The organism is Microvirga roseola (assembly GCF_020866965.1).
GTDB classification, from domain to species: Bacteria; Pseudomonadota; Alphaproteobacteria; order Rhizobiales; family Beijerinckiaceae; genus Microvirga; species Microvirga roseola.
Window position 1 is genome coordinate 133,713 of the sequence record NZ_JAJATX010000003.1, and the last position, 13,352, is coordinate 147,064.

At 65.6% G+C, this 13,352-nt stretch carries 12 protein-coding genes; 2 read left to right on the plus strand and 10 right to left on the minus strand.

All coding sequences use genetic code 11. The features are described 5' to 3' along the window. Window positions 1-3 precede the first annotated feature (3 nt). Entirely contained in the window at window positions 4-972 is a 969-nt protein-coding gene (locus LG661_RS03365) for an isoaspartyl peptidase/L-asparaginase family protein (RefSeq protein WP_230530456.1), read from the plus strand. 51 nt (window positions 973-1,023) lie between these two features. Here the strand turns inward: LG661_RS03365 and LG661_RS03370 are convergent, their stop codons facing one another. The 10 genes from LG661_RS03370 to LG661_RS03415 form a co-directional block, all read right to left on the minus strand. Beyond that, complete coding sequence (locus tag LG661_RS03370) at window positions 1,024-3,171, minus strand: sensor histidine kinase (protein ID WP_230530457.1); 2,148 nt, start codon at window positions 3,169-3,171, stop codon at window positions 1,024-1,026. Then, on the minus strand, window positions 3,172-4,218 hold the full coding sequence (locus LG661_RS03375) for a sensor histidine kinase (RefSeq protein WP_230530458.1): 1,047 nt from the start codon (window positions 4,216-4,218) through the stop codon (window positions 3,172-3,174). Beyond that, the gene (locus LG661_RS03380; protein ID WP_230530459.1) at window positions 4,218-4,676 is read right to left on the minus strand and encodes a response regulator; all 459 of its coding nucleotides are present in this window, start codon (window positions 4,674-4,676) and stop codon (window positions 4,218-4,220) included. The genes LG661_RS03375 and LG661_RS03380 overlap by 1 nt, the downstream gene beginning before the upstream one ends. Then, window positions 4,677-6,914 (minus strand): ATP-binding protein, encoded by a 2,238-nt coding sequence (locus tag LG661_RS03385; protein ID WP_230530460.1) that lies wholly within the window; start codon window positions 6,912-6,914, stop codon window positions 4,677-4,679. After that, window positions 6,911-7,477, minus strand: a complete 567-nt coding sequence (locus tag LG661_RS03390) for a biliverdin-producing heme oxygenase (RefSeq protein WP_230530461.1) — start codon at window positions 7,475-7,477, stop codon at window positions 6,911-6,913. The genes LG661_RS03385 and LG661_RS03390 overlap by 4 nt, the downstream gene beginning before the upstream one ends. After that, complete coding sequence (locus LG661_RS03395; protein ID WP_230530462.1) at window positions 7,474-8,229, minus strand: ABC transporter permease; 756 nt, start codon at window positions 8,227-8,229, stop codon at window positions 7,474-7,476. The genes LG661_RS03390 and LG661_RS03395 overlap by 4 nt, the downstream gene beginning before the upstream one ends. Next, complete coding sequence (locus LG661_RS03400; RefSeq protein WP_230530463.1) at window positions 8,226-9,164, minus strand: ABC transporter ATP-binding protein; 939 nt, start codon at window positions 9,162-9,164, stop codon at window positions 8,226-8,228. The genes LG661_RS03395 and LG661_RS03400 overlap by 4 nt, the downstream gene beginning before the upstream one ends. Next, complete coding sequence (locus LG661_RS03405; protein WP_230530568.1) at window positions 9,161-10,324, minus strand: ABC transporter permease; 1,164 nt, start codon at window positions 10,322-10,324, stop codon at window positions 9,161-9,163. Before LG661_RS03405 ends, LG661_RS03400 begins: the two co-directional genes overlap by 4 nt. A gap of 90 nt (window positions 10,325-10,414) precedes the next feature. After that, window positions 10,415-11,329, minus strand: coding sequence for a glycine betaine ABC transporter substrate-binding protein OsmF (gene osmF, locus LG661_RS03410; RefSeq protein WP_230530464.1), 915 nt, complete (start codon window positions 11,327-11,329; stop codon window positions 10,415-10,417). 175 nt (window positions 11,330-11,504) lie between these two features. After that, window positions 11,505-11,714: a DUF4170 domain-containing protein gene (locus tag LG661_RS03415; protein WP_230530465.1), complete on the minus strand. Its 210-nt coding sequence runs from the start codon at window positions 11,712-11,714 to the stop codon at window positions 11,505-11,507. A 202-nt stretch (window positions 11,715-11,916) separates the two neighbouring features. Between LG661_RS03415 and LG661_RS03420 the strand changes: the two genes are divergently transcribed. Beyond that, a complete protein-coding gene (locus tag LG661_RS03420; protein ID WP_230530466.1) occupies window positions 11,917-13,350 on the plus strand; it encodes a helix-turn-helix domain-containing protein in 1,434 nt (477 codons plus the stop codon). Window positions 13,351-13,352 lie beyond the last annotated feature (2 nt).

Here is a 13,352-nt window from a genome sequence, read left to right on the forward strand (position 1 = left end):
CCCATGACCACAGCATCCGATTCCGATTTCGCTCTCGCCATCCATGGAGGCGCGGGCACGATCCTGCGCAGCAGGATGACCCCGGAGCGCGAGGCCGCCTACCATGCCGGCCTGCGGCGCGCCCTCGATGCGGGCCGTGCGGTGCTCGCCGATGGCGGCGCTGCGCTCGATGCCGTGACCGCCGCCGTGATGGTGCTGGAGGACGAGCCTCTTTTCAATGCGGGACGCGGGGCGGTCTATACGTCCGCCGGCAAGCAGGAGATGGATGCGGCGGTCATGAACGGCCGTGACCGGGCGGCGGGCGCAGTGGCCGGCATCTGCGGTCCGCGCAATCCCATCCTCGCGGCGCGTGCGGTGATGGAGCATTCAGGCCCTGTGCTGCTCATCGGCGAGAGCGCTATGGCTTTCTGCCGCGAGCACGGCATCGCCTTCGAGGAGCCCTCCTATTTCCATACGGAGCAGCGCTGGCAGGCCCTGCAGGACACCCTCGCCATGCGCCGCAGCGGCGCGGAGGATCAGGACGAATCCCGCAAACATGGCACGGTCGGGGCCGTTGCGCGCGACCGGAACGGGCATCTCGCGGCTGCGACCTCCACCGGCGGCATGACCGCGAAGATGCCGGGGCGCGTCGGCGACAGTCCCGTCATCGGCGCGGGCACCTGGGCGGATGACGAGACCTGCGCCGTCTCGGGGACAGGCCACGGGGAGATCTTCATCCGCTATGCAGCGGGCCACGAGATCGCATCGCGCATGCGCTATGCAGGCCAGTCCCTGGAAGAGGCCTCGCGAGCCGTGGTCATGGACATGCTGGCTCCTGCCGGAGGTTCGGGCGGCATCATCGCTGTGGATCGTGCGGGCAACGTGTCGCTGCCCTTCAACTGCTCGGGTATGTATCGCGGCGTAGTGCGCGGCGACGGCGCTCTGCGCACCGCGATCTATGACGAACCTCTCGTCGAATATGGGCAGTCCTAAGCCGTCTTAGATCCATACCCTCTCCCGGCTCCGCCTCGGGCGGAGCCGGTCTCATGATGCGTAGCGTTCCTCTTCGTCGCCTGCCTCGTCCAGATCGACGGCCACGCTCTTGAGCGGGAAGGAAATGACGCACCGAATTCCGGCAGGGGCGAAATCGAGCTTGATCTCGCCACCGAGCTGTTGCGCCAATCCGCGCTGAATGAGTTTCGTTCCGAAGCCCTGACGTTCCGGCGGCTTCACGTGCGGGCCTCCGCTTTCGACCCATTCCACCAGCAGCGTCGGCGGATTCGATCCCGTTGTCACGGCCCACATTACGCTGACGCGTCCCTCCGAGACCGAGAGGCTCCCGTACTTGTTGGCGTTGGTGGCCAGTTCGTGAATCGCGAGACCCAGGGCCAGCACGGCGCTCGGCTGGAGGTTGACTCTCGGCCCGCGCAGGCGGATGCGCTGGCGCAAGGGATCCTGATAAGGATCGAGTTCGTTCTTGAGCACGTCCTCCAGGGATGCGCCCGTCCAGTGGGTGGCGGTGAGGAGATCGTGGGTCTTCGCCAGCCCCTGGATGCGCCCGAGGAAAGCGTCCCACGCGTCCGGACCGCCCTTATCGGCCGAACGCCGGGTCAGAGAGGCCACGGACTGCACCGTGGCGAGCGTATTCTTGACGCGGTGGTTGAGCTCGTGGAGCAGCAGCGCCTGACGTTCTTCCGCCAGCTTGCGCTCCGTGATGTTCTGCGACACTCCTACGAGGGATAGCTGACCGTCGCACCCGATGCGCGTGCGCCCCCTGACGCGGATCCAGTGCTCGCTCTGGTCCGGCCAGGTGATGCGGTATTCCAGGTGCAGGTCGGTCCGGTCCGCCATGGCCCTGGCGAAGGCATCCGCCTGCCTCTGCCTGTCGTCCGGATGGATGGCGTCTACCAGCTTCTCATAGGTGAGAGGCTCGTCGGGACTGCGTCCGTAATTGGTGCGACAGGTAGGCGAGCTCGTATAGATTCCGGTCGAGGGCGTATACTCCCAGCTCCCGAGGCTACCCGCATCGAGCGCCATGCGCAGGCGTGCCTCGCTCTCGGCGATCTGGGCAAGCGTGGCCTCCCGTTCCTGCTCATGCTTGCGGACGCTCGTGCCAGCCTCCACAAGGGCCTTCTTGATCGAGTCGAATTCCAGAACGCGGGTGGTGGCGGGTCCCGCGACCTCTTCCCCGCGGCCGAGGGACTGGGCGGCCGTGACGAGCTGGTCGACCGGCCTGGCGATCGCACGCGAAAGGAGCCAAGCCATGACCAAAACGCTGGCGATGACCCCGACCACAATCATGAGCCAGAACAGGGAGCGTTGGGCCGATTGGGCCAGCTCTGCTTCAGGGATACTGATGACGAAGGTCCAGCCATAGGTCGGCGACTGGCTGAAATAGGTGCGAACGGGAATGCCGTCGAGCGTCACACTCCGCAGGTGCCCCTCAGGAGAGGAAGCGAGCGCTTCCTGGATGTTGGAGCTCGCCATCTGGCCAACGTATCGCTCCGGCGACCGGGAGCGGGCGACGATCTGTCTGCTCCGGTCGAGCACCGCGGCATTCCAGCCCATGGCAATCCGCTGATCGCGGATGATGCTCTGGAAAACATCGGGGCTGAATGCCAGCGAAAGGATATAGGCCACTGTCTCGTCGAGAATGACGGGAGCGTCGATCGTGATCAGCCGCTGTCCCGTCAGGGAGCCGACATAGAGATCCGACACATGCGGAGTACGGGTCTCCCGGACCTGCCGCAGCACCTCGGGCCGGCGTGTCTCGGGCAGCCTCACGCCATAGGGCACGCGCGTGTTGAAGATGGTCCGGCCATCGGGCTCGAACAGGGCGATCCATGAGGAATCCGCGAGGTTGGCCGCAGCCGCCCGCCGGTAGAAGGCCTCGTAATCGCCCTCGGCGAGAGGTTGGGACTGCCCCAGGATCCGCAGCGCCAGCACCGATTTTTCGATTTCGCGGTCCAGCAACAGACTCAGCGCGCGCGCTGTATCCTGCATGCGCAGATCGATGGCCTCCTGCTCGGCCCGGTAGCTCGAATAGAGTCCTCCGGCCGCCACGAGAACAGTCGGCAGGGCAAGCACGAGGACCAGACCCCACAGCACCTGCCGCAGCGAGGTCCGGGTCTTGCCCGGAGGCTTGTCAGCCGGTTGTCCGGCTGTGCGCGCGGCTTCGGCCATGATCGTCATCTAGCGAAGCTCCTGAACGGGCATGGTGACACGCACGAGCGTCTTCGGATCCTCATGCGGCCAGTCGATAGCGGCATCGAGCTGGCGGGCGAGAGCCTTCAGAATGGACCCGGATGCGCTGTCCTTGGCAGCCTGCCTTTCCTCCGGGCTGAAGCCGTCGTCGGAAACCTGGAACAGCAGTGAACCGTTGCGAAGCCCCATCGTGAGCTTCAGCTTTCCGTGACGCTGCCGGTAGGCATGGGTGATGGCGTTGACCAGGATCTCGTTGAACAGGAGCGCCATGGGCGCCGCCTTGGCAGCCTCCACCTCCAGGTCCTCGATCTCGAACTCAGGCGCGATGTTGACGCCCGGAACAGCCGTCAGCTCCTCGCAGAGATTGCGGGCGAAGCTCGCCGCATCGAAGCGGGTCGAACCTTGCCCGTCATAAAGATCCCGGTGAGCCGCCGCGAGAGCCTGCAGGCGCTCCCTCATGCGCCCGAGGACGAGGCGAACCTCTTCGCTCTCGGATTGCCGCGCCTCGATCCCGGTCAGGGAGAGGAGAAGCTGCAGGTTGTTCTTCACCCGGTGATCCAGTTCGTGCAGCAGGGCGGTACGCTCCTCCAGGAGGCGATGAAGCGCATCCTGTGCGCTGCGCCTCTCCGCTCGCTCACGCGCTTCGGCGAGCGCGCGCAGAACGATGGAGGGCAGCCGCTCCAGCCTGTCCTTCAGGACATAATCGGTCGCGCCGCGCTTGAGCGATTCGACGGCAACTTCCTCGCCCAGGGCACCGGAGACGAACACGAAGGGCGTTCCGGGAGCCTTGTCGCGCACGATCTCGAGCGCGCTCAGGCCGTCGAAGGCCGGCAGACGGTAATCCGCCAGGATGAGATCCCATGTTCCATCCTGAACGGCTTGAGTGAATTCGCCTGCCGAGACCACGCGCTCCACCGTCACGTCCAAACCGGCCTCGGCCAGGGCCTCCATCACCAGCTCGGCATCGAGCGCGCTGTCCTCCAGGAGGAGGACGCGCAGCACGCGGGCAGGGTGGGAAGCGGTCTGCCGGTCCATCAATCCTCCGTACGGCCGTTGTGCACCGGCGGCGGCTCGTTGAGGATGGCCCAGAATACGCCGAGATCCTGAATGGCGTCGAAGAATTCGCGGAAGCCGACCGGCTTCACCACGAAGGCGTTGACCCCGAGTTCATAGCTTCGCACGAGATCGCTCTCCTCCCGCGAGGAGGTGAGCATGACGACGGGCGTATGCTTCAGGCGCGGATCGGCCTTGACTGTCTCCAGCACCTCGAGACCGTCGACCTTCGGTAGCTTGAGGTCGAGGAGGACCACGGCGGGGTCGCTGGTGTTGCGGCTCTCGTGCTCGCCGCGGCGGTAGAGAAAGTCCAGCGCTTCCGCGCCGTCGCGAACGACCACGACCTCGTTGGCGAGCTGGCTCTGCTCCAGGGCGGCCAGCGTCAGTTCGATATCCTTCGGGTTGTCCTCAACCAGAAGAATGGGCTTCAACTCCCGCATTCACGCCGCTCCTTCAGGGTTCGGCAGGGAGACGTAGAAGGTTGCGCCCTGATCGAGCGCGCCTTCGGCCCAGCTGCGCCCCCCATGCCTTTCAACGATGCGGCGCACATTGGCCAGCCCGATTCCGGTTCCCTCGAACTCCTCGATCCGGTGCAGGCGCTGGAACACGCCGAACAGCTTGTTCACATACCGCATATCGAAGCCGACGCCATTATCCCGCACGAAAAAAACGGTCTCGTGACCGTCCCGACAGGAGCCGATCTCGATGTGGGCCACGGACCTGGGGCGGGTATATTTGACCGCATTGCTCATGAGGTTTTCGAAGACGAGGCGGATCATCGCCGGATCCGCAAAGACTTCGGGCAGGTCCGCCACCTGCCACTCGACCCGGCGCTCGCCGATCTCCATCAAGAGCCGCTGACGGATCTCCTCCACCATCGGCATCAGATCCAGATGCCGGGGCTTGAGCGCCGTGCGGCCCATCTGCGAGAAGTTGAGCAGGTTGTCGACGAGGGTCCCCGCCGTGTAGGCCGAATCGATGATCGTATCGACATAACGCCGCCCCTTTTCGGACAGGCTGCTTGCTTCCTGCTTCTTCAACAGCTCCGAGTAGCCGACGATATGCCGGAAGGGCGCACGCAGGTCGTGCGACACCGAATGGGAGAAGGCCTCCAGCTCCTTGTTGGAGCGGCGAAGCTCGTCGGTAAGCGAGGCGAGTTCCTCGGCCCGGCGCAGCACGATTCCGACCACCGTGTTCCGGAGTTCCTTCACCGCCTCGATCTCGCTCTGATCCCAAGGCAGCGAGTGGCCGCGCACGATCTCCTTCCAGGTCTCGAAGGAGCGGCGAGGGTGGAGCCGCTTCACACCCGCCTCCTCGCTCACGGGCTTGTTCGGATCACCGCCCCATTTGACGGTCTGCACCACCTCGGGCCGGAACCAGAGAACGTAGCTCGCATGCATCTTCGAGATCGAGATGGAGAGAAGCCCGCTCGCCCTGTCCACATAGCCTTCAGCCTCCGGGAAAGCGCCGGCGAGATGGTCGGTGGCGAAGACATCCTCCTGGTGGTGTTCCGACAGCCAGGCGAAGAGCGCCTTCACACCCTCCTCGCCGGGCGTCTGGCCCAGACACCAGCAGTGGTTTCCGGACACCACGGCCGCGCCCTGGGCTCCGGCGAGAAGCATCAGGTCGTCGGGATGCTTTACGAGGCCGTCGATGAAGGATTCCTCCGCCGCCATATGAGCGAGGAGTTTCGCCTGCACGGCTCCGAGGCGAACGCGGTCCTCTGCCAGCTCCGTGCTCCCGCGCGCCTCGAGCTGCAGGGAGAAGATCTGGGTGAGGAAATCGCAGGCATTGCGCACCTGCAGCGGAATGCGCTTGGGCTCCTTGCTATGGCAGGAGATCAGCCCCCAGAGCGCACCGTCGCGCAGGATCGAGATCGACATGGAGGCGAGCGTCCCCATGTTGCGCATGTATTCCAGATGCACCGGCGAAACGCTGCGCAGCACAGAGTCGCTCAGGTCCAGAGGCGCGGGATCGTGCGATTGGATGGGGACCGGCGTGTAATTGGCGTCGGAAATGATCCGCAGCCGGTTGCGGCGGTAGAGCTCCCGCGCCTGGGCCGGGATGTCGGAGGCGGGAAAGCGCAGGTCGAGATAGGACGGCAAATTCTCGTTGCGGTCCTCCGCAGTGACGGTGCCGTTCCACTGGGGATCGAAGCGATAGATCAGAACCCGGTCGAAGCCGGTGAGACGACGGACATCCTCGGCGGCCAGCCGGCAGAGCGTATCGACAGTGGAAGCGCCCTGAAGCTGCTCCACGGAGCGGCGCAGGACCGGATAGAGCGTGTCGAGGCTCGCGACCGCACCGGGCGGCACCTCCTCCAGTTCGAGAACCGCGTGGTCGCCGGAGCGGGAGAGCACGGCATCGTAGGACCGGACGGCGCCCGCAACCTCCATGCGGAAGGTCCGGATGAAGCGGGAGCCGTCGACGGGAGAATCTGCCAGCTCCGCCTCGAGCTCTCCGGCAAAATCGGGCAAAACCTCGCGAAACGGGCGCTCGAGCAGGGAAGCTGCATCGCAACCGAAGACGCAAGCCGCATTGGCGCTGACATAGGACAGGCTCATGTCGGAGAGCCTGACGGCCAGCAGGATCCCGTGCGGCTGAATGCTGCCGGGAATATGGATCGGCTCCCGCTCGCAGGCGGTCAGGTCGAGATCCTGTGGCGTTTGGACGTTCATGGGGTCCTGCAGATCCAGTCGTGCATCACGTCGAATGTCCTTTTGGCGGCTTCGACGACCAGATCGTCCACCTCCGGCGACGACGCGGCCAGGAGCCCAGCGCCGAACGATTTCCACATCAGGGCGGTCTCCCGCCCGTAGCTTCGAAAATAGGCGCAGCCCGTCTCGGGCGTCAGGCCGAGCCTGCGTTCCACGTCCCGCGCGATGATCGCGCCCCCGAGGGTCGAGCCCTCGACGACATACATGCTCCCGAGCGTAGCAGCGGGTGCAGGCAAAGGCATCAAAGGATGACATCGTGGCAATCCGATGATCTCTTCCGATTTCATTCCCAATGCCTTGAGATCTTTGGCCAGGAGCCCGGCCTTGCGGCGGCTCCCGAAGAAGGCGCGGTCGGGCGCGCGGAGGGCGGCAGCCTCCTCCCAGGCCGCGTGAAAGCCGTAGAAGCGGATCAGAAGATCTCTGTAACTGTCCCGCGAGGCGGTCCGGCGGTCGAGGTCCATGGCGACCTCGATCCGGTCATGGGCGGCTCTCGTCTCGATTTTCAGCCGCTCGAGCAGGGTCATGTCGTTTCATCCGCAGGACGGCCAAGCCTTCTGGCGACGGCCCGTTCGGCCACCGAGAGCCCGTCGTGGATCAGAACGGCGAGAAGCGCAACCACCAGCCCGCCCTGGAGAATGAAGGCGACATTGTTCGACTGCAGCCCGGCGATGATGACCTCGCCGAGCCCCTTGGCGGCCACCGTGGAGCCGATGGTCGCCGTGCCGAGGCTGATGATGACGGAAAGGCGGATGCCGGTGAGGATCACCGGCAGGGCGAGCGGCAGCTCGATCTGAAAAAGCCGCTGGCGCGGGCTCATGCCCATGCCCTTCGCAGCCTCCAGCGTCAGCGGCGAGACCTGGGTGAGACCGCTCAGGGTGTTCTCGAAGATCGGCAGCAGCCCATAGAGGAAAAGCGCGATGAAGGTGGGCTTCTCCCCGAAGCCGACGAGGGGAACCGCGATGGCGAGCACCGCGATGGGCGGAAAGGTCTGGCCGACATTGACGAGGCTGCGCGAGAGCGGAAGGAAATCGAGTCCCGCGGGCCGCGTGACGAAAATGCCGAGCGCCACCGCAACCACGGTGCTGGCGAGGGTTGCGCCGACGACGATCCGCAGATGCGAGAGGGTCAGCGACAGAAGGCTGCCCTGGTTGTAGATCGCCGGTGCGTTGTTCGCCGTCAGTGGCTCGAAGGCGAAGGCGAAGAGCTGCGGCGCGAAGATGAAGACCGCGAGCATGAATAGCGCCAGGCCGCGCGTGAGGATCGAGAACGCGCTCATGCCGGCGGGCGTCCATGGGCGAGAATCCCGCCGACGCTGATCCGGCCGACAATGACGCCGTTCGGGTCCGCAACCGGCAGGGACTCGCGGCCCGACCAGACCAGCTGGGACAGGGCATTCTGGAGATTGTCCGACAAGGCGATGGGCTCGCCTTCCGCACCGCCGGGCTCGAGGGCCGCCTGCACGCCGGTCAGCGACAGCAGGCGGAAGGGCCGCTCCACGGTTCCCACGAGGCGCTCGACGAAGTCCTCCGCCGGGCGCGTCAGCAGTTCTGTGGGCGTGGCGTATTGCAGGAGCCGCGCCTGGTCCATGACGGCGATCCTGTCGCCGAGCTGGAAGGCCTCATTCATGTCGTGGGTCACGAGAACGATCGTGGTGCCGAGCCGGCGCTGGATCGCCAGGAGATCCTCCTGGGCCTTGGCCCGGATCACCGCGTCGAGCGCTCCGAAGGGCTCATCCATCAGCAGTAGCGCAGGCCGCGCCGCGAGCGCCCGCGCGACGCCCACCCGCTGCTGCTGGCCGCCCGACAATTGGTGCGGAAACTTTCTCGCGAACTCGGCGGGGTCGAGCTGGAACAGGTCGAGCAGTTCATTGACGCGGGCGGCGATCCGCTTCGAACCCCAACCGAGAAGGCGCGGCACGGTGGCGATGTTCTCGGCCACCGTGCGATGGGGGAAGAGCCCGTAGCCCTGGATGACGTAGCCGATGCGGTGTCGGAGTTCGTCCTCCGGCACCGTGCGCGTATCCTGCCCATCGATGAGCACACGGCCTGCGCTCGGCTCCACCAGCCGATTGATCATGCGCAGCAGCGTGGACTTTCCCGCGCCGGAGGTCCCGACCACCACGGCGATAGCGCCCTCCTCCACGCGCAGCGACACGTCGTCGACGACGACCGTCGATCCGTAGCGCCTCGTGAGGTGCTCGATCTCGATCATGCGGAGCCTTTCGCCAGCTCGGTGGCCGCATCGAGAATGATGGCGGCCGCGAACGACAGGGCCACCGTTGGAATGGCGCCGAGGAGAACAAGGTCGATGGCGCTCTGGCCGATGCCCTGGAAGACGAAGGTGCCGAAGCCTCCTCCCCCGATGAGCGCCGCCACCGTGGCGAGCCCCAGATTCTGGACGAGCACGATGCGAATGCCGGCCAGGATGATGGGAAGGCTCAAGGGAATCTCGATCTGGACGAGGCGCTGGCGCGCGGACAATCCCATGCCACGCGCGGCATCGACGACTACGGCGGGAACCTGGTTCAGGCCGAGGACCGTATTGGCGACGATGGGAAGCAGGGAGTAGAGGAACAGGGCCAGAAGAGCGGGAGCGGCGCCGATGCCGCGGATCCCGAGACCCGCCGCCAGGGGAGAGGCCGCCGCCAGGGTGCCGAGGGGCACCATGAGCAGCCCGAAAAGGGCGATGCTCGGGATCGTCTGGATCACGTTGAGCGCCTGCAGGATTCCAGCCCGTAAGGCTCGCACGCGATGGCAGAGCATTCCGAGGGGAAGCCCGACGAGACAGGCCGCCGCGAGCGAGCCCAGCGCCAGGAACAGGTGCTGGCGCGCCTCCCGCCAGAAGCTGTCGGAGCGGGTCGCATATTCCTTGAGGATGGAGAGCCCGTCCCAGGCGCCAGAGAGGAGCAGCAATGCTACAGCCCCGAATGCTGTCGCCAGCGCTGCAAGCCGCGCCCAGGGCCCGAGGCGCAGCCGGGTCAGCGAGTCCGCGGCGAGCAGTGCAAAGGACAGGGTGAGCAGCCAGAAGCCGACCGAGGGGGAGATGCGCGCGAAGCTGTTGCCCGACGGCGTGAGGAAAACAGCCGAGAGGCCCACCGCCGGGAATATCGCCGCAAGCCCGACGAGGGCGGCGGCGAGACGCGCCAGGGGATTGCGGATCAGCGCCGCTGCGAGCCCGGCGCCGAACGCCACGGCAAAGACGGCGGCGGCGACAAGGACGGGCAGCGCCTCGGCGAGCATGCGACCTTCGCCCGAGACGATGCGGTTGGCCCGATAGGTCACGAAGGGCGCAGCGAGGAGCGCAACGCCGATGAGAATGGCGATCACGCTCCCGAGCGGGTCAAGCGGGAGGCCGGAGCGCAGGGGACGCATGCCGAGCGCACTCGGTGAGGAGGAAAGCGTATTCACGGCCTGCCAGACTTCTGTCCCGCAACACGGCGCCTGCTTCCAGCTGTCAATCGCCTACTTCAGGAAACCTTTGGACTTCAGGTAATCCGCCGCGACGGCTTTCGCCGCCTCTCCTCCGACCTGGACGCGAGCGTTGAGGTTCTGGAGGGTGGAGAGATCGAGGGAAGCGAAGACGGGCTCAAGGATCTCCCCGATTTTCGGATTCTCCTTCAGCGCCTCCTCGCGAACGATGGGGGCTGGCGCATAGACCGGCTGCACGCTCTTATCGTCCTCCAGCACCACGAGGCCCGACGGCGCGATGCCGCCGTCAGTGCCGTAGACCATGGCGGCGTTCGCGCCATTGGTCTGCTCGGCCGCCGCCTTGATGGTGGCCGCCGTGTCGCCGCCGGAGAGCACGATGAGCTGCTCCGGCTTCATCTGGAAACCATAGGCCTTCTGGAAGGCAGGCAGGGCCGCTTCCGAATTCACGAACTCGGCGGAGGCCGCCAGCACGACCTTGCCTCCGTCGGACACCCATTTGCCGAAATCGGACAGCGTCTTCAGCTTGTTGGCCTCGGCCACGTCCTTGCGAAGGGCGATGGCCCAGGTGTTGTTGGCCGGCGCGGGATCGAGCCAGACGATCTTGTTGGCGTCGTAATCGAGCTGCTTGGCGGTCTCATAGCCCTTGGCGGCGTCCTTCCAGAGCGGATCGTCCGCCTTGTTGAAGAAGAAGCCCGCATTGCCGGTATATTCCGGGTAGATATCGACCTCGCCGGCGGTGATCGCCTTGCGGACCACGGGGGTTGCGCCGAGCTGGATACGGTCCTGCGTCTTGATGCCGTTGGCGTCCAGCATCAGGAGGATGATGTTGCCCAGCACCGAGCCTTCCGTATCGATCTTGGACGAAACGACGACATCCGCATTGGCGGCGGTCAGGCCCGCGAGGCCGAGGGCCAGCGCAACGGCGAACGGTTTCAGGATGGCTTTCATGATGATCCCCCTCGAATGACGGCAGGCAGCCTGTGATGTTTTAGGTCACGCGAAGCCTTTAGGCAGAGGGGGGGCCTGCATAGTCCTGTGAGCAGGGAATAAAAAGATCGTATGCGACCATGCGGATCCGCCGCCCGGTCACGCCGGGCGGCGCAACTATTCGCCGGTGCGGACGTCAGGCGCTCAGGACCGCCGGAGGCTCCTGGGCGATGGTGAAGCGCACCTGAGCCTGCGGCCGGTGATCCTCGGACAGGATGCGCCAGGTGCGCTCGGCCTCCGTGCGGCTCTCGAAGGGGCCGATCACCCGCTCGGTTCCCTGGACAATGGTTTCGCAGTCGCAGGAGGTGTACTCGCCGCCGACCACCCAGAAACGTCCGTTTTGCATGGCGATCTCCTTAACCCTCATCATAAGGTTTACAGTCGTTGACAAACCTTGCTGCCCGGCCACATTATCGATGTCGACAGCGAAGCTTTTGACTGTAGTAACTACCGAAGAAGGCTTTGTTTCAACGAAGAAATCAGAAAGAAAGGTCGGCGTGTAAATGCTCGACCGAAATCGTTCTGAAAATCTGTAAAGTTATTCACATATGGATGAGAGCAGAAAACTCTTCGTCGGCCCCCGCCTCAAGCGCCTGCGGCGGGAGCGGAATCTGAGTCAGGCCCGCATGGCGGAGGAGCTCGGGCTCTCAGCCAGCTATCTCAACCTCATGGAGCGCAACCAGCGCCCCATCACGGCGCAGGTCCTCATCCGCCTCGCCCACGCCTACTCCCTCGACCCGCGCGAGTTCGCAAACGACGACGACGAGCGCGCCGTCTCCGAGCTGGAGGAGGTTTTTGCCGATCCGCTCTTTCGCAATGCGCCGGTCTCGCGGCTGGAGCTGCGCGAGACCATCGAGAGCGCCCCCAGCGTCGTGGATGCCGTCAACCGACTCTACCGCGCCTATCTCGCTATGCGCGGGGCGAGCGAGGCCATGACGCCGAGCCTCAACGACCGCGACCGGGCGGAGGACGCGCCGCAGGTCAACCCGGTCGACCGGGTCAGGGACCTGATCCACGAGGCCAAGAACCATTTCCCGGAGCTGGACGAGGCCGCCGAGAACCTCGCCTCGGACCTGAGCCTCACCGGGCACGAGCCCTTCTTCGCCATATCCGAGCGCCTGCATGCGAAGCACGGCATCCGGGTGCGGATCATGCCGATCGACGTGATGTCGGATTCGCTGCGCCGCTACGACCATCACCGCCGGCAGCTCCTGATCTCGGAAATGGTGGAGCCTTCCGGAAGAACGTTCCAGGCCGCCTACCAGTTGGCCTTCGCCGAGATGCGGGACACCATCGACGCCCTCGCGGCGCGCCTCGAGCCGACCGACGGGCCGGCGCGGCGGCTGCTGCGGGTCTCCTTCGGCAATTATTTCGCCGGGGCCCTCATGATGCCCTACGGCAAGTTCCATGCGGCAGCGGAGGCGCTGGGCTACGACGTGGAGGTCCTGGGCTCCCGCTTCGGCGCGAGTTTCGAGCAGGTGGCGCACCGGCTCACGACCCTTGCCCGCCCGGGTGCGCGCGGCATTCCCTTCTTCCTGGTGCGGGCGGATTCCGCAGGCAACGTCTCGAAGCGCTTCTCCTCCGGCCGCTTCCCGTTCTCGCAGTTCGGCGGCACCTGCCCCTTGTGGAACCTGCACTCCACCTTCCGGACTCCGGGCCAGGTGGTGACGCAGATCATCGAGTTGCCGGACGGCTCGCGCTGGTTCTCCGTCGCCCGCGCGGTCAAGCGCGCCTTCGCGCCCTGGGGCGCGCCCGATCCGCAATTCGTGGTGGGTTTGGGGTGCGAGCTGAAATACGCCAATCGCCTGGTCTATGCCCGAGGCTACGATCTCGCCGCTCCCGACCCCACACCCATCGGCATCAATTGCCGCCTGTGCGAACGCGTCGCCTGCCCCCAGCGCGCCGCGCCGCCGCTCATGCATGCCCTCGTGGTCGACGAGATGAAGCGCGGCGTCTCGCCCTTCGAGTTCGATGCGACCTGAGG